Genomic DNA, 16,095 nt, shown 5'->3' on the forward strand with positions numbered 1-16,095 from the left:
GTCAATTGTTCAGATGGACAAACAGGATGCCCATCCCACAAGAGTCAATTGTTCAGATGGACAAACAGGATGCCCATCCCACAAGAGTCAATTGTTCAGATGGACAAACAGGATGCCCATCCCACAAGAGTCAATTTTTCAGATGGACAAACAGGATGCCCATCCCACAAGAGTCAATTGTTCTTGTAACGATCAAAATTGGTTGTAGGGACAGGGCGTGAGCAAGTTTTATTGCCAGCGCAAAGTTTTTCTTTAGCCTTAGTCCCTACCAATGATTCAGATATAACCGGAATCGATATTATACCGTTGTAGGGACAGGGCGTGAGCAAGTTTGATCGCCAGCGCAAAGTTTTTCTTTAGCCTTAGTCCCTAGCAATGATTCAGATATAACCGGAATCGATATTATACCGTTTTCCCATCAATGCGAAACACTTGGGGCTGCGCGGGTTTACTTCTATTGTGTTTGTTCCTGACAAACGTTATTGGTAAAACCCGCCCCTACAATCGGTACATTTTGATGTGTAGCATTTTCCAGGGAAATTGGTATTACTGGGTGCTGGCGTCTGGGGCGACGTTCTTTTCTCCTTTGAGAGTGCGAATAGCGGTAAGAATCTCTGGTACTGCCAGCACTAACGACGCCAAAGAAGCTAGCGTCGCCACTTGGCAGTATTCGCAAAATGCTTTGTTTTCTGCCCACTCTTCCCGCGCTAATTCGACAGCGATCGCAGAATCTAACACCAGCTTGATACCCATTGCAATTGGTAAAAGCGGATTGCGCCTCGCGCGGTCAAGTCCACCAGCAGCAGCTAGCCAAGCTGTGAGGGCGTAATTAACCACCATTATCGGGCCATCGGGTGAGTTAAATCGGCTGTAAGCATAGTTAGATGCATCGACGCGATCAGCATCGAAAAGCTTCTGCCCCGGCGGATCGGGTAAGTGATTGACTATCCCCGTCTGGTAAAGCGTCACGAGTTGTCCCATCGAACCCCCAAACATAGACAACCCGATAATCGCCCGCCGACGGGTCATGTGGGGATTTTTTCCCTCGCGCAGTTCTTGACTCAGTTGTTGTGGTTCCATGAAGTGCAATCCTTGGGTAACAAAGAGAGATTGCCTACCATTTTCAGAATTCAGTTTGATCCTTACCCCATACCCAGGACATACTTTTTTTACAGCGATCGCTATATAAAGTAAGTTGCTAGTTACATCCAACGACAAAGAAACCCGGTTTCTCTGAAAAATCGTGGTTTTGACAGCGAGAAATTAACTCTGAAACCGGGTTTCTGAATGGGTAATGGGTAATTGTCAAGATTACACCACCAATGAATCCAATTACCCATTACCAATTACCCATTACCACCTTAAGTTATATATAAGAAAAGGTAGCACAGTTAGTTGTGCTACCTCTGACGACACCAAACTTGTTGCTTGTTAACCTAAGCTATTGGAAATATCTTGGAACAAACTCAGGTTATTTAAGATCAGATAAGCAAAGAACGCTCCCCCAACACCACCAATCAAGAAGCCGACAGAAAACTGACTCCATCCTTCTATTGTTTGAAGCGTTTCTGGCACGTTGGGAACTGTTTTTGCAAACGTGGGGCGAGGCAATGTTTCCAACCGCTGCACAAACGTGACGCTGCCGTAAATCGATAGACCAACTGTCAGAATCACAATTAAACTCGATGCGGATAACAAACCCACTAAGTTAGCGATTTCAGAATCTCTTAATGGCCCTAATTTAGCAAAGGGGCCAATTAACCAGTAACCGTGCGCCATGCCAATTTCTAAACCGCGCGACAGCGAAGATAAACCCTGACGGTAAATTGGCAAGTTTTTCAGAAAGTTCAAGGTAAGATCGGAAGAGTTGATTGGAGTGGCAAGGTTCCCTGTTTCGGGGTTTCCTGCTGGTCGAACCATGTCACCTTTTTTGAAGTCAAAACCAGCGGCTGCACCACGGGCGCGAATGGCGTGCCAAATGTGACCGCAGAGGAATAGGACTGCTAGGACAAAGTGGAAACTTGCTAACCATCCTCGGGCAGAAACCAAGCCTGTAGAGGCTTCTAAAGTGCCAACGGGGCCGTAAAATACTTCCGGATAGACGGTATTGTTGACCGAAACGAAGTAGGCGGCGAGAAAGCCCATGTATGCGATCGCGCCGATGCTATAGGACAGATACGCTTCTCCAGACCAAATTAAAACCCGTTCTGCCCACATAAAAGGCTTGGTCAAAATGTGGAAAAAACCACCTAAAATGCACAGCGAACCCACCCAAATGTGACCGCCGATAACATCTTCTAAATTATCAACCGACGCCATTCCTTCTGAACCGTGCGCGCCGAACAAATAACCAAAAATTGTTCCAGGATTCAGCGTTGGATGATTGATAATTCGCACATCGCCGCCAGGGGCAGCCCAAGGGTCAAAAACTCCACCCCAAAACATTGCTTTTGCGACCAAAAGCCACGCACCTAAGCCTAAAATTGTCAAGTGAATTCCCAAAATTGTCGTCATCTTGTCCTTGTCTTTCCAGTCATAACCGAACAAGCCCGCCAAAGTTGGGTTATCTTCTAAAACTTCAGGCCCCAAAAGCGAGTGATAAATACCACCAGCCCCCAAAATAACTGAAGGGATGATATGCAAAACCGCAATGACAAAATAGGGATAGGTGTCAATAACTTCACCACCAGCCCCAACACCGAAACCGAGAGTTGCTAAATGGGGTAACAAAATTAACCCTTGCTCGTACATCGGTAAGTCTGGATTAAAGCGCGATATTTCAAACAACGTCATCGCACCCGCCCAAAATACAATCAATCCAGCATGGGCGACGTGGGCGCCTAGTAATTTTCCCGACAAGTTAACTAGGCGAAAATTGCCCGACCACCAACCAACGTTGGGTATTTTCTTTTGGTAAGGGCTATCAGAAATTACTGCGGTCATGGGTTTAAATTCCTTGAGACTTTGGTTTTTTCAGTTACTTACCTATAGCAACCCGGTTTCTTTGACAAAGGTTCGATCTTTGTCACGAAAAATCTACGAAGAAACCGGGTTTCTGACACCGCCTGGGTAAGTCCATAGTTATTGTGGTTGAGGCAGAACTGCTTCTGGACTGATGCGACCTTTGCGAAAGTCAAGTCCGCGCGATCGCAAGGCGTGCCAAATATGACCTTGCAAGAAGAAGAATGCTAACCAAAAGTGCGTATTAGCTAACCAAGTCCGCGCAGTTACTAAATCCGGATCGGGTGAAGAAAAGTAAGGCACAATACCTTGCCGAATTACCAAAGCAGGGCCGTAAAATACTTCGGGATAAACGGTAGTATTTACCGAAACAAACAGGGTAGCGATAAAACCCATTAGCGCTAATGCGCCCAAACTGTAAGATAGATAAGCTTCCCCAGACCAAACAAATAACGAATGCGTCCAAGAAAAAGGTTTAGTCACAATGTGGAAAATCCCCCCAGCAATGCAGATAGCACCGAGCCAAATATGACCGCCGACAACATCTTCTAAGTTGTCAACACCAGCAAGCCAAAATTTGCCAACTGCGCCAAACAAATAGCCAAAAATCACCGCTGGATTCAATGTCGGGTTAGCAATTACCCGCACATTTTCCACCGCTGGGTCGTACAAGCCGCCAAAGTACATTGCTTTCGCAACTAAAAGAAATGCACCCAACCCCAATAGAACTAAATGAATGCCCAAAATATTGGTCATTTTGTTAGTATCTGCCCAAGCGTAACCGAAAGCCGGAACTTTCTTTTCTAAGGTTTCGGGACCTTTAAGCGAATGAAAAATCCCGCCCAAACCTAAAAAGGCAGATGAAATTAGATGCAATGCGCCAATGACGAAGTAGGGGTAAGTATCTACAACTGCACCCCCAGCACCCACACCCCAACCTTGGGAGGCGAGATGGGGTAGCAAAATTAATCCTTGATCGTACATCGGTTGATCAAGATTAAAATGACCCAACTCAAATAAGGTCATGGCTCCAGCCCATAATACAATCAGACCGGAATGAGCCACGTGAGCGCCTAGTAATTTTCCCGATAAGTTTGTGAGTCGAAAATTACCAGCCCACCAGGGAACTTCAGCAGCATCTTGCTCTACCGATAAAGGACTGCGTTGAGAAATTGTTGTCACGTTTACCTCTTTGTCAAAAATTTCAGACTGCTATCTGACATCAAACTTTGAAGTCTTTCTTGATTTTAGCTACCCAAGTTTTGATGCGCGCTTCAGTCATTTCTGACTGATTATCTTCATCAATTCCAAGGCCAATAAATTTACCGTTTTCTAATGCCTTGGAGTCGTTAAAGTCGTAACCTGATGTAGGCCAATCACCGATTCGCGTTGCACCGCGTTCTGCAATTTTTTCGGCGAGGATACCCATCGCGTCTAAAAAATTATCCGGGTATCCCATTTGGTCGCCGACACCAAAATAAGCTACCTTTTTCCCGCTGAAATCAATCTCGTCCAACTCTGGGAAAAATCCTTCCCAATCGCTTTGCAATTCCCCGATGTTCCAAGTTGGCGAACCAATAATTAAATATTCGTAGCCTTCCAAGTCTTCTTTCTGCGCCCCGGCGATGTCGTGCAAGTCTACGACACTCTCGCCCAGTTCTTTCTGAATCATTTCAGCTACATCGGCAGTTTTCCCTGTTTGGGTGCCGTAAAACAAACCAATCTTTGTTGACATTGACTCTCCTGTAGTTTTGCGTGATTAGTGAGAAAGATATTCAAATAACAGCACAACCGCGTACTCGACTGCGGCACCTAGCGCTTGATTTTGCTGGTGCGAGCGCATAGATCCTCTCACCCAACGGGGAACCTTATCTGCACCTTCCTGCAATGACGCAGGACTGCGCGAGCAAATGCTTGCCACGTGCTATACCTCCTCCGCAGCTTGTTGCAAAAGATATTCAATTGCATAACTTAGAGATTACACGCAAATGCAACTAATTGAGAATAAGTTTCAATAAAAATTCCTGATAGCTTTTATAGAGAACGGGGGAATTAACTGATGAGAGTGATATCCCCCATGTGAAGAATCGCTAAGATTGAAGAAGTATTAATCCGTGCAAAATCGCAAATGACCTCAACCTTGCTCAAAACTCCACCGCTTAACGCGCCAACCATCCGCCGACTCGACAACGGATTGACAATTGTGGCGGAACAGATGCCAGTGGAAGCGGTAAACCTGAGTCTGTGGTTAAATGTTGGCTCGGCTGTAGAATCCGACGAGATCAACGGCATGGCTCACTTTTTGGAGCATATGATCTTCAAAGGAACAGAGCGCTTGGCAAGCGGTGAGTTTGAGCGTTTAGTTGAGGAGCGAGGCGCGGTTACCAATGCCTCTACCAGCCAGGATTACACCCACTATTACATCACGAGTGCGCCGCAAGATTTTGCCAAGCTAGCGCCGTTGCAAATCGACGTGGTGCTAAACCCCAGCATCCCCGACGAAGCGTTTGAGCGCGAGCGATTCGTAGTATTAGAAGAAATTCGTCGTTCTGATGATAATCCCCGCCGTCGTACCTATCAGCGGACGATTGAAACGGCGTTTGAAGTGCTACCCTATAGACGCCCGGTATTGGGGCCAGTATCGGTGATAGAGGCGCTGAAACCCCAGCAGATGCGTGATTTCCACGCCAGATGGTATCAACCCCAGTCAATAACAGCCGTAGCAGTAGGGAATTTGCCTGTAGAAGAATTAATCGGAATTGTGGCAGAAGGAATCGGGGATAAAAAAGCATCTCACCCATCACCGATTACAGATTACCAATTACCAATTACCCAACCAGAACAGCCTTTTAAAGAAATTGTGCGCCGGGAATACATTGATAGCAGCTTACAACAGGCAAGGCTGATGATGATTTGGCGCGTGCCTGGATTAACCGATTTGCACCAAACTTATGCGCTAGATGTTTTGGCAGCAATTTTAGGCAGCGGGCGGACATCGCGTTTGGTGAAAGATTTGCGGGAAAATCGGCGATTGGTTACTAATATTTCTGCTAGCAATATGACCAATCAAATTCAGGGGACGTTTTATATTTCCGCGCAATTGCCGGTGGAGAATTTAGCCGAAGTGGAAAATGCGATCGCTTCCCACATCCGCGAAATCCAAACCGCACCCGTAACCAAAGCAGAAATCGCCCGCGTCAGGACGCAAGTCGCGAATCGCTTCGTATTTGCCAACGAAACGCCAAGCGATCGCGCCGGAATGTACGGCTACTATCAATCAATGGTAAGCGATTTAGCCCCAGTTCTCAATTACCCCGCCCGCATTCAAGCGTTGAATAAAGCCGATTTGCAATTAGCTGCTAACCGTTACTTATCACCAGAAGCTTACGGGATTGTTGCAGTTAAACCGGGAAGTGCTAATGGCTAATGGCTAATGGCTAATCGATAATGGCAGTATTTGTCTTTGTTGTATAATCCTGACAATTAGCAATTAGCAATTAGCAATTAGCAATTACCCCATGTGGACAAAAATCGCCGAACACATCAGCCAGAAAACGGTCGAACCGTTTGAAGTACAGCAGCGCCGATCTGTTGGGGGAGGTTGCATTAACCAAGGTTATGCAGTTTCTAACGGCGCTGTAACTTATTTTGTCAAACTCAATCAAGCCTCCCTGGTTGATATGTTTGAAGCCGAAGCGCTGGGACTGCAACAAATGTGGAATACCCATACTATCCGCGTTCCCAAACCAATTTGTTGCGGTACGGTAGATAATTCGGCTTACATTGTATTGGAATGGTTAGAATTGGGTCGCAGCGGCGGGACAAATGCTTGGGAAGAAATGGGGCGCAATTTAGCAGCAATGCACAAAGCGACTAGCAATAAAGGCTTTGGTTGGGAACGCAATAATACGATTGGTTCAACGCCGCAAATTAATACTTGGACAGCGGATTGGGCGGAATTTTTTACCCAACATCGCATCGGGTATCAATTAAAGTTAGCCTCGCGACGGGGCGGTTATTTTACACAGGGAGAACGCTTATTAGAAGCGATTCCCAAACTGCTAGCAGATTATCAACCTCAACCATCCCTCGTACATGGGGATTTGTGGTCGGGGAATGCTTCTGTTACCGCAGCGGGAGAACCCGTGATTCTCGACCCTGCTACTTATTATGGCGATCGCGAAACCGATCTGGCGATGACCGAATTGTTTGGCGGTTTTCCCGCAGCTTTTTATCGCGGTTACAATGAAGTTTGGCCTTTGGATAAAGGTTACGAGCGCCGCAAAATGCTTTATAACCTTTATCATATTCTCAATCACTTTAATTTATTCGGTGGCAGTTACGAATCCCAAGCAAATCGAACGATCGAACAAATTCTAAGATAGGGAATGGGTAATTGGTAATTGGTAATTGGTAATGGGTAATGGGTAATATCATGTCCGTTGAATTGCCCATAATAAAAAACCTCACAGAGTCGTTGGGTAGGGACACGGCATCAGTGATATCTCGGACAAACAGATAACGTTAATAATGCCGTGTCCCGGCGCACGATCGTGGGTAATCGACCGGAGATCATATAATTGGTTAAGTAAGACACAATATGATGGACAAAATACTTGATGAAACCGCTTCTCTGCAAATTGCAAAACAGATTAAAAGCAAGGCTAAAAACCATTTTGATAACGCTTATAATGCAGCCTTGGCTACTGAAGGAGCAATTTACGTTCAAGGCTTTTTAGCCTTTGGTGGAAAGCCGTATAAACCTGTGGAACATGCTTGGATTGAGGCTAGCGATATGCCTGACGGCACACTTCGTGAACGCATAATAGATCCAAATTTACCCCACTTGCACAAAAATGCCCAAGAACTCTACTACTTTCCAGCACACCGCCTCACCGTCGAGGAACTAAAAGCCGCCGTCGAAGAAGCAAAAGAAGACTATCCAGAGGACGATCCTTTACCAGTTTACGGCAAGCAGCCTTACGAATATTATGGTGACCAGATGTTGGGACCAAAAGAATATTTAGAGGCTTATAATTTAGCTGAGGCTAAGTGCAAACAATTGAATCAACCAAACCTCAACTGATAATAACTCAAGTTGCTAGTTATAACTGAAATAGCTAATTGCTAATTGCTAATTGCTAATTGCTCGTGGAAATATCCATCTCTACCAGCCATTAGCTATTAGCTATTAACTCAAGTTGCTAGTTATCTCAAACGTGCGGCTAAGGGCTAATGGCTAATGGCTAAATTAGGAAAAATGCTTATAAAGCTCTCTCGCAATTAGCAATTAGCAATTAGCAACGCCCAATGTTTATAACTAGCAACTTACTCTATCACACAATATTTTTCCGCGCCCTTTCTGCACGCGCATCGGCTGAAGCCATTACTTCAGCCATATTTTCTAGCATTTCTCCTGGGTAATTTTCCAACACCCTAGTTGAGAGGGAAATTCGGCTTTGTCCTTGATCTAAATTGACTACGACTGCTTTAATTGGCTGCCCAATTTGAAATAAATTTTGCAGGTTTTCGATGTAATTTTGGCTGATTTGTTTAATGTGCAGCAACCCCGTCGTGCCGCCCATATCAACGAATAAACCAAAAGGTTTGATATTGGTAACTTTGCCTTCTACCAACTGTCCTAATTCTATTTCGCTGAACCGGGCAGATTGAGAAGCTAAGCGCTGAGACATCACCAGTTTTTCGGTTTCGCGATTGAATTCTAGGAAGCTAACGTTGAGGGGTTGACCGATCAATTGCTCTAAATTATCTTTATCGAGGAGATGCGATCGCGGAATAAACCCCCTTACTCCTTGCACGTTCACCGTGACGCCACCTTTATTCACTCCAGTGACACGCACTTGCACGTTTTGTCCGCTTTCCTGCATTTCGGCTAATTTATCCCAAACTTGCTTGACTAACAGCTGTCGCAAGGAAAGCGTTACCTGACCCTCCGCATCTTGCTCTTTGACAATCAAGAATTCCCGTTCCTCATTCAACGGTAGCAATTGGGACAAAGGGGTTCCCGTTTTCAAAGAAGCTTCTCTTTCAGGCAGAAATGCTGGCGATTTGCCACCTATGTCAACATAAGCACCATCGGATGCGTATTCAAACACCTTACCCCGAACAACCTGTCCTTTTTCAAAATGGTATTCTTGTTGTTCTAGGGCTTTGGCAAAATCGTCCCTAGAAAAGGAAGACTTGTCTGCTGGGGAAGGTGTTGCTTTGGCGTTCATGAGTGTTTGAATAATTCAATTAATGGCTATGCCACAGTTTGGATTGCGTCAACTCGCTGCTAGCTTCGTCTGAAATAATTGCTTTACTTCAGTCCAAGCAGCCGCAGCAGCTGTAGCATCGTAGCTACCGCGATGATCGCAAAAGAACCCGTGGTCTACTCCATCGTAGCGGAAGACCCGATGGGGAATGTGGTGTTTCTCTAGTTCTGCCTCGATCTGGTCAACTTGTGCCGCCGGAATGCTAGCATCTTCCATGCCAAAGAAAGCGTAGAGAGTGCCTTTAATATCTTTTGTCCGGGTAATAGTGGGTTCGCCGCCGCCGGGAGTCCAATTGGTAATACCAGCTCCGTAGAACGACGCGGTGGCTTTAATATCGTTTAGGGTAGCGGCGAGGTAGACAACGTGACCGCCAAAACAGAAACCTATGCTGCCAAAATTATCTTGCTTGACAACAGGCAGGGTTTTGAGGTAATCAATTGTGGCTTGAATATCCCTAAGCAATTCGGATGCTTTGGTTTGTTCCTTGTATTCCTTGCCAATTTTAATGTCTTCTGGGGTGTAACCCGTCTCAAAACCGGGGGCGAGGCGTTGGTAGATAGCGGGTGCGATCGCAACGTACCCTTCTTTAGCTATTCTCTCGGTTACTTCCCGGATATGGGCGTTGACGCCAAAGATCTCCTGGATAACGATAACACCTGGAAATGGCGCTTCCCCATTTGGCGTTGCTAGGTAAGCATCAAGAAGCACATCGCCGTTGGGGACAATAACTTTAGCCGTGGTAATCTCTAGGTCTGCCATTATGAGACGATAAGGAACGATTGCCCAATCTATTTTATGGCTTTTCTGGAATCTGACCGTGCCAGAGCCTAGGTGAATTCCATATTTTGTTAACTAGGAGATGATTGAAGCGATCGCTATGGCACATTTCTTTCTACACCGACTCTTTAAGTCTCGCTTAGGTAGCTTAGCTGTCATCGGGGGAATATCATCAACCCTGATGCTAACTGCGTGTAACAAAGCCAGCAACACTCAGTCTACCCAAGTCCCCCCTTCAGTCCAAAGTGCTTTTGCTGCCAAATATCCGGGTGTAACTCCCCGTTGGGAATCCCAACCTTATGGCTATGAAGCTATTTTCCAAAAAAATGGCATCGAGTACGAAGCTGAATTCTCAAAAGACGGAAGATGGTTAGAAACCGAATACGAAGTACCAGAAAATCAGTTTTCCACTTTAGTACTCAATCGGGTTAAAAAAGAATACCCCGGCTACAAAATAAAAAAACGCGAGATTGAACTAACGCCACGGGGTACTTTTTACGAAGTCGAAGTCGAAGGCGGCGGTAAGCAAATTGAACGCTATTACGACGAACGGGGAAACCCTGCCCGCAACTCGAACGAAGACGCCTGAAGATATTGTGTAGGGGCACGGCATCAGCAACATTGAACGTTAAATCAATCGATTGTCCCATGCCCTGTTGTGTAGGGGTACGGCATCAGCAACATTGAACGTTAAATCAATCGATTGTCCCATGCCCTGTTGTGTAGGGGCACGGCATCAGCAACATTGAACGTTAAATCAATCGATTGTCCCATGCCCTGTTGTGTAGGGGCACGGCATCAGCAACATTGAACGTTAAATCAATAGATTTTCCCATGCCCTGTTGTGTAGGGGCACGGCATCAGCAACATTGAACGTTAAATCAATCGATTGTCCCATGCCCTGTTGTGTAGGGGCACGGCATCAGCAACATTGAACGTTAAATCAATCGATTGTCCCATGCCGTGCCCCTACACCCATTACCCATTACCTATTACCTCCTTGACAATCACCCGTTTTGGTCATCTAACCGATTTCAGCATTGAGTATGATGCATGTATAGACAATACCGCCCTAGCAAACGCTTAAACCCCTGGGGCATAGCCATAAACTTATCAGTAGAAAAAACTTTACTAATTCCATTTTTTGGCGAATTATTCCCCCTATTCCCAAGGCGATCCCGGAGGCTATACATGAGTATTCAGTTTCATATTCAGCCTGATAGTGAAATTCCTGCCTCAACGCAGCTGTTTAATCAAATACGGTTTGCGATCGCATCCCGTCAATTTCCTCCGGGACACCGCCTCCCCAGCACCCGTCAGCTAGCAATGCAAACGGGACTGCACCGCAATACCATAAGTAAGGTATATCGTCAACTAGAAAAAATCGGGTTAGTCGAATCTCAAGCAGGTTCGGGTATTTACGTGCGCGCCCAAGGTAACGAAGGCGGCGGTAGACTCAAATCTCCGATTCTGGAACAATATCCCCAAGCCTACGAAATTGTACTGGAAAGCTTGGATAAACTGCTGGCAGAAGGTTGCTCGCTCAATCAAGCTAGGGAGTTATTTTTAAGCGAAATAGACTGGCGGTTGCGCTGTAGTGCGCGGGTAGTCGTCACGGCTCCTACCCAAGACATCGGCGTGGGAGAATTGATGGTGCAAGAACTAGAACAAGCGCTTCGCATACCCGTACAGTTGGTGGCGTTAGAGCAACTGAGTAGGTTTCTGGATCAAACCCAAGCCGGGACAGTGGTCACCAGTCGTTATTTTATCGGAGAAGCCGAAGCGATCGCATCTCCCAAGTCCGTGCGCGTCATCCCCGTAGACATCTACGACTACAGCATGGAGATCCAGTTAGTCAGAAGTATGCCCAAAGATAGCTGCGTTGGCTTAGTGAGTCTCAGTTCGGGTATCTTGCGGGCGTCTGAAGTAATTATCCACAGTTTGCGGGGAGAAGACTTGCTCGTGATGACGGCGCAGTTACAGGATACCTACAAAATCAACGCGATGGTTCGCAGCGCCCACACGATTATCAGCGATCAAGCTAGTTTCTCCACGGTCAAAACGATTGTCGCCCAGGCGCGAGAAGATATTATCCGCCCTCCCAAACTGATCTGTTGCGAAAATTACATCGGTATCAAGTCGATTAACCTACTCAAAAGGGAACTTGGGTTAGCTTAACCAGAAAATTTTAGATTGAAGAAGTGCAGATTTCAGATTAAGATGGGCAACAGGCTCTAGTGTTTTGCCCAAATGGTTTTGAGCGGTTCGTAGTAGCATTTCAGCGCTGAAGCGCTACTAGGAACCCATGAAAATCAACTTGCTGGACTACTAACTCAAGTTGCTAGTTATATCCTTTGACAGTGGTAATCGGTAATGGGTAATAGGTAATTGTCAAGAGTAGACAGCCAATCAATCCAATTACCAATTACCAATTACCAATGTCACAACTATTAACTAGCAACTTGAGTTCTAAAATCTCAAATCTCAAATCTAAAATCTTAAATTGTTATGAATGTTGAAATGCAACCCTCAATTGGTTTAAAAGAATCTATTGAGCAACGTCGATCTGCAAGAGCGTTTCGTCCAGATGCAATTCCGGAAGTAATTTTAGCAGAAGTTCTGCGGTTGGGTATTCGCGCCCCCTCTGGTTACAATTTACAACCTTGGCGGTTTATTGTGCTGAGGGCACAAGAAAGTAAAGAAAAACTCAAAGCTTGTGCTTTCAATCAGCGACAAGTTGGGGAAGCGCCAGTGGTGTTGATTTGTTGTGGCGATCGCAGAGTTTCCACTCCAGAATACATCGAATCAATCATCGACTTGGGTAAAGATGCTGGTGCGATGAATGATGCTTATGCAGATGTGATGCGCCAGCAGATACCAGGGTTATTTGAAAACAAACCCTGTTTTGATTCTCTTGAAGCTTGGACAAATCGCCATACGATGTTAGCCGTGGCACATATTATGATTGTGGCGAAAAGTTTTGGTGTCGATAGTTGTCCGATGGAAGGATTTGTTAGCGCCCAGGTGAAGGAAGCTTTTAAGATTCCAGAAGAAGTGGATGTTTGCTGTTTGCTTTGTTTGGGTTATGCAGCACCACCTTTCAAGCAGTATGGCGGGCGTTTTAATGTAGAGCAAGTTTGTTACGGCGAGAGTTACGGCGAATCGTTTGAATTGTAGGGGAATGGCGCATGGGTGATGGAAAATTACTCCTTTCCCACCCGAAGAATTACTACTAACGCTAGTTGCTAGTTATAAACTTTGGCGTTGCTAATTGCTAATTGCTAATTGCTAATCTTGGATTTTTACCAATCGATCCATTAACCATTAGCCATTAGCTGCTATGTACAAGATAACTAGCAACTTGAGTTACTATTTAACCGCGTTAGCGAATTAGAGGCGAAGGAAGAAGAAGGAAGAAGTAGATAATCTTCTAGCACCGAAGGGAGTAAGTCCGCACCCAATTGCGATTGCTAGGTATTTTCGTTTTCCGGTTTCTTAGGAAACGAACACTCTACTGTAATCTTGAGGTGGCTTTCTGCTGTGCCTTTTGTTACGTAGGGGATGCCCGTTTCGCCGCCAATTTTGATGCCGAATTCTAGAGTAACTTTATCTACATTGGCATTAGCAATCTCTTTAAACGCATTTAGCGTGTAATTGGTGTAAGCAGTAATCGTTCCTTTTATTGCCTCAAATGATTTAATCGTTTGAGCATTTCCCCCTTTTCTAACTCTGCCTCGTTCCTCAGTCGTATCGATGGGGACAGCGTTAACATCTTCCGTCGCTTCAACATATATAACCGTTCCGTCTTCTAACTCGATGGGAGTGAGTTGTGTCATAAAATTTTGTTTATTTATCTGGCGGTATCTATTATTTCACGGTTAGGCTATTAGGCAAACCCAGCGGGATAAGTTTCTCATACTCAGAGCTGGTTCAAAATCCTGTAACTCCCCAGAGGCAAGAGTTTCATCAATCCAAAATCTAAAATCTAAAATCTAAAATCTAAAATATTATGAGTCGGGATGCTTTGGTTGTTGGCATTAATACTTATAGCAACTTACAAAAGTTGGATGCACCAGCAGAAGATGCCGAAGCGATCGCGCAACTGCTAACCTCTTCTGGGGAATTCCGGGTGAAACGGATACCAGAAGCTGTAACCGATAATATTATCCACGTCGGTCGCAAAACCAAGGTAACTCTCAACGAACTGGAAGAGGCACTGGTACAACTGTTTCTCCCTGAAGGCAGGACGATTCCAGATACAGCACTATTTTATTTTTCTGGGCATGGACTGCGGAAAAATCGGGGAATTCAGGAAGGATTTTTGGCTACCAGCGATGTCAATCCTGATTTGAGTAATTGGGGACTCTCGTTGCAATGGTTACGTCGGTTACTGGAAGAAAGTCCGATTCGACAGCAAATAATTTGGCTAGATTGCTGTTACAGCGGCGAATTGCTCAACTTTGACGAAGCAAATCCGGGGGAGGCAGGGAAAGGACGAGATCGGTGTTTCATAGCAGGTTCCAGGGAATTCGAGGTGTCTTATCAAGACATCAGCGAACCTTACAGCGTCCTCACGAAAGCACTATTGCAAGGACTTGACCCCAAGCGCTGTCCAGACCGTTGGGTGACCAACTATACTTTGATTGATTTCCTGAATCAGCAGTTGAAAAGTGAAACCCAACGTCCCATTTTCACCAACTTTGGGCAAGAAATTAACCTGACTCGCCAGTGGGAAAAAGCAGCGCCAGTCGTAACAGTATCTCCCAATGGGATTTGTCCTTACAAAGGGTTGGCTTATTTTGACTGCAATGAAGAAGACCCCAAATATTTCTATGGACGGGATAAACTGACCAATCAGTTGCTCGACCGAGTACGCCAGAGTAATTTTCTGGCAATATTAGGTGCGTCGGGTAATGGCAAATCTTCCGTGTTGCGGGCGGGGTTGCTGCATCAATTAAAGTTGGGTCGCAAGTTGTCAGGTAGCGAACTTTGGCAGACATATATTATGCAGCCGGGAGAGCATCCATTGCAAAGTTTGGCACTAGCTTTTGTTGACCCGAATTTGTCGCCAGTGGAACGGGCGAAACAGTTGGGAGTTGCGGAGGATTTAATTAAAAAGGGTGCGACGGGTTTGCGGCGTTTGGTGCAAGCTTCGCCGAGTCGGGTAGTGTTGGTAATTGACCAGTTTGAAGAAGCGTTTACCCTGTGTCGGGATAAGGCAGAACGGCAGCAATTTTTTGCCTGTATTCTGGGGGAAACCTCTCCCCCGTCCCCTCTCCTCGCAGGAGAGGGGCGAAATGTTCCTGCTCCCCCTTCCCTCGCAGGGAAGGGGGTTGGGGGGTTAGGTCTTTGCGTCATCCTGGCAATGCGGGCAGATTTCTTTGGCAAATGCCTAGAACAGGACTACAGCGGACTGGCACAACAAATTCAGCAAAATTTGTTCACAGTTACGCCGATGAATCCAGAGGAATTGAGACAGGCAATTGTCGAACCTGCCAAGCGAGTCAACCTAGAAATTGAGCCAGAACTGGTAGAAGAAATGCTGGGAGATGTGGCAAATGCGCCGGGGAGTTTGCCGTTATTGCAGTATACGCTGACGGAACTTTGGAAGCAGCGCACGGATAACTGTTTGCGCCTCAATACTTACGCCCAACTGGGTGGAGTGATGGGGACGCTTCGCAAACGCGCGACTCAGGTGTATGAGTCGTTTTCTGAAGCACAAAAAGGAGCGGTGCGGCATATTTTTCTATCGCTAACTCAGTTGGGAGAAGGCACAGAAGACACTCGCAGGCGAGTGCTGAAACCTGATTTAGTGAATGAGCGCTATTCTGAGCAATTAATTGATGAAGTGGTTCAGAAATTGGCAGATGAGAAGCTAATTGTTACCAGCGAAATGACGGAGAAGATCCCCCCAACCCCCCTTAACAAGGGGGGCAATGACCCAACCCCCCTTAACAAGGGGGGCAATGACCCAACCCCCCTTAACAAGGGGGGCAATGACCCAACCCCCCTTAACAAGGGGGGCAATGACCCAACCCCCCTTAACACGGGGAGCAATCACTCAACCCCCCTTAACAAGGGG

General features: G+C 46.0%; 16 protein-coding genes. 8 read left to right on the plus strand and 8 right to left on the minus strand.

The genetic code is table 11. The annotated features are described in order from the left end of the window. On the plus strand, positions 1-208 hold a 208-nt coding region (locus ACE1CM_RS34685), incomplete at its 5' end, for a hypothetical protein (RefSeq protein WP_374883445.1). Between the two features lie 338 nt (positions 209-546). Here the strand turns inward: ACE1CM_RS34685 and ACE1CM_RS34690 are convergent. The 5 genes from ACE1CM_RS34690 to ACE1CM_RS34710 all read right to left on the minus strand — a co-directional run bounded on the left by ACE1CM_RS34690 (position 547) and on the right by ACE1CM_RS34710 (position 4,882). Further along, the gene (locus ACE1CM_RS34690; RefSeq protein WP_374883446.1) at positions 547-1,080 is read right to left on the minus strand and encodes a vitamin K epoxide reductase family protein; all 534 of its coding nucleotides are present in this window, start codon (positions 1,078-1,080) and stop codon (positions 547-549) included. Positions 1,081-1,431: 351 nt separating this feature from the next. Beyond that, positions 1,432-2,943: a chlorophyll a/b binding light-harvesting protein gene (locus ACE1CM_RS34695; RefSeq protein ID WP_374883447.1), complete on the minus strand. Its 1,512-nt coding sequence runs from the start codon at positions 2,941-2,943 to the stop codon at positions 1,432-1,434. 138 nt (positions 2,944-3,081) lie between these two features. Next, the gene (locus ACE1CM_RS34700; protein ID WP_374883448.1) at positions 3,082-4,143 is read right to left on the minus strand and encodes a chlorophyll a/b binding light-harvesting protein; all 1,062 of its coding nucleotides are present in this window, start codon (positions 4,141-4,143) and stop codon (positions 3,082-3,084) included. A 40-nt stretch (positions 4,144-4,183) separates the two neighbouring features. Further along, on the minus strand, positions 4,184-4,696 hold the full coding sequence (gene fldA, locus ACE1CM_RS34705) for a flavodoxin FldA (protein ID WP_374883449.1): 513 nt from the start codon (positions 4,694-4,696) through the stop codon (positions 4,184-4,186). A 24-nt stretch (positions 4,697-4,720) separates the two neighbouring features. Beyond that, entirely contained in the window at positions 4,721-4,882 is a 162-nt protein-coding gene (locus tag ACE1CM_RS34710; protein WP_374883450.1) for a hypothetical protein, read from the minus strand. 207 nt (positions 4,883-5,089) lie between these two features. Between ACE1CM_RS34710 and ACE1CM_RS34715 the strand changes: the two genes are divergently transcribed. The 3 genes from ACE1CM_RS34715 (at position 5,090) to ACE1CM_RS34725 (ending at position 8,047) form a co-directional block, all read left to right on the plus strand. Beyond that, positions 5,090-6,388 (plus strand): M16 family metallopeptidase, encoded by a 1,299-nt coding sequence (locus tag ACE1CM_RS34715; RefSeq protein ID WP_374883451.1) that lies wholly within the window; start codon positions 5,090-5,092, stop codon positions 6,386-6,388. A 91-nt stretch (positions 6,389-6,479) separates the two neighbouring features. Beyond that, a complete protein-coding gene (locus tag ACE1CM_RS34720; protein ID WP_374883452.1) occupies positions 6,480-7,346 on the plus strand; it encodes a fructosamine kinase family protein in 867 nt (288 codons plus the stop codon). 215 nt (positions 7,347-7,561) lie between these two features. Continuing rightward, positions 7,562-8,047, plus strand: coding sequence for a hypothetical protein (locus ACE1CM_RS34725; RefSeq protein WP_374883453.1), 486 nt, complete (start codon positions 7,562-7,564; stop codon positions 8,045-8,047). Positions 8,048-8,297: 250 nt separating this feature from the next. Here ACE1CM_RS34725 and ACE1CM_RS34730 read toward each other — a convergent pair whose 3' ends face one another. Together ACE1CM_RS34730 and ACE1CM_RS34735 are read right to left on the minus strand one after the other, a co-directional pair. Next, on the minus strand, positions 8,298-9,197 hold the full coding sequence (locus ACE1CM_RS34730) for a S1 RNA-binding domain-containing protein (RefSeq protein WP_374883455.1): 900 nt from the start codon (positions 9,195-9,197) through the stop codon (positions 8,298-8,300). 48 nt (positions 9,198-9,245) lie between these two features. Then, positions 9,246-9,995, minus strand: coding sequence for a dienelactone hydrolase family protein (locus ACE1CM_RS34735; RefSeq protein WP_374883456.1), 750 nt, complete (start codon positions 9,993-9,995; stop codon positions 9,246-9,248). A gap of 118 nt (positions 9,996-10,113) precedes the next feature. On the opposite strand from ACE1CM_RS34735, the gene ACE1CM_RS34740 reads away from it, so the two are divergent. The 3 genes from ACE1CM_RS34740 (at position 10,114) to ACE1CM_RS34750 (ending at position 13,190) form a co-directional block, all read left to right on the plus strand. Further along, the gene (locus tag ACE1CM_RS34740; RefSeq protein ID WP_374883457.1) at positions 10,114-10,602 is read left to right on the plus strand and encodes a PepSY-like domain-containing protein; all 489 of its coding nucleotides are present in this window, start codon (positions 10,114-10,116) and stop codon (positions 10,600-10,602) included. A 602-nt stretch (positions 10,603-11,204) separates the two neighbouring features. After that, positions 11,205-12,191, plus strand: a complete 987-nt coding sequence (locus ACE1CM_RS34745; protein WP_374883458.1) for a GntR family transcriptional regulator — start codon at positions 11,205-11,207, stop codon at positions 12,189-12,191. Positions 12,192-12,521: 330 nt separating this feature from the next. Then, a complete protein-coding gene (locus ACE1CM_RS34750) occupies positions 12,522-13,190 on the plus strand; it encodes a nitroreductase family protein (RefSeq protein WP_374883460.1) in 669 nt (222 codons plus the stop codon). Positions 13,191-13,483: 293 nt separating this feature from the next. Here the strand turns inward: ACE1CM_RS34750 and ACE1CM_RS34755 are convergent, their stop codons facing one another. Continuing rightward, positions 13,484-13,849: a CU044_2847 family protein gene (locus ACE1CM_RS34755; protein WP_374883461.1), complete on the minus strand. Its 366-nt coding sequence runs from the start codon at positions 13,847-13,849 to the stop codon at positions 13,484-13,486. A gap of 173 nt (positions 13,850-14,022) precedes the next feature. On the opposite strand from ACE1CM_RS34755, the gene ACE1CM_RS34760 reads away from it, so the two are divergent. Beyond that, positions 14,023-16,095: caspase family protein (locus tag ACE1CM_RS34760; protein WP_374883463.1), on the plus strand; the 2,073-nt coding region annotated here is incomplete at its 3' end.

Source organism: Microseira sp. BLCC-F43, from assembly GCF_041929235.1.
In the GTDB taxonomy this organism is placed as follows: domain Bacteria; phylum Cyanobacteriota; class Cyanobacteriia; order Cyanobacteriales; family Aerosakkonemataceae; genus Microseira.

Bases quoted from the DNA above. Each gene is read 5' to 3' on its own strand.
- ACE1CM_RS34695 (WP_374883447.1), bottom strand. From the start codon at position 2,943: ATGACCGCAGTAATTTCTGATAGCCCTTACCAAAAGAAAATACCCAAC.
- ACE1CM_RS34725 (WP_374883453.1), top strand. From the start codon at position 7,562: ATGATGGACAAAATACTTGATGAAACCGCTTCTCTGCAAATTGCAAAA.
- ACE1CM_RS34755 (WP_374883461.1), bottom strand. From the start codon at position 13,849: ATGACACAACTCACTCCCATCGAGTTAGAAGACGGAACGGTTATATAT.
- ACE1CM_RS34720 (WP_374883452.1), top strand. From the start codon at position 6,480: ATGTGGACAAAAATCGCCGAACACATCAGCCAGAAAACGGTCGAACCG.
- ACE1CM_RS34745 (WP_374883458.1), top strand. From the start codon at position 11,205: ATGAGTATTCAGTTTCATATTCAGCCTGATAGTGAAATTCCTGCCTCA.
- ACE1CM_RS34735 (WP_374883456.1), bottom strand. From the start codon at position 9,995: ATGGCAGACCTAGAGATTACCACGGCTAAAGTTATTGTCCCCAACGGC.
- ACE1CM_RS34730 (WP_374883455.1), bottom strand. From the start codon at position 9,197: ATGAACGCCAAAGCAACACCTTCCCCAGCAGACAAGTCTTCCTTTTCT.
- ACE1CM_RS34750 (WP_374883460.1), top strand. From the start codon at position 12,522: ATGAATGTTGAAATGCAACCCTCAATTGGTTTAAAAGAATCTATTGAG.
- fldA (WP_374883449.1), bottom strand. From the start codon at position 4,696: ATGTCAACAAAGATTGGTTTGTTTTACGGCACCCAAACAGGGAAAACT.
- ACE1CM_RS34715 (WP_374883451.1), top strand. From the start codon at position 5,090: ATGACCTCAACCTTGCTCAAAACTCCACCGCTTAACGCGCCAACCATC.
- ACE1CM_RS34690 (WP_374883446.1), bottom strand. From the start codon at position 1,080: ATGGAACCACAACAACTGAGTCAAGAACTGCGCGAGGGAAAAAATCCC.
- ACE1CM_RS34740 (WP_374883457.1), top strand. From the start codon at position 10,114: ATGGCACATTTCTTTCTACACCGACTCTTTAAGTCTCGCTTAGGTAGC.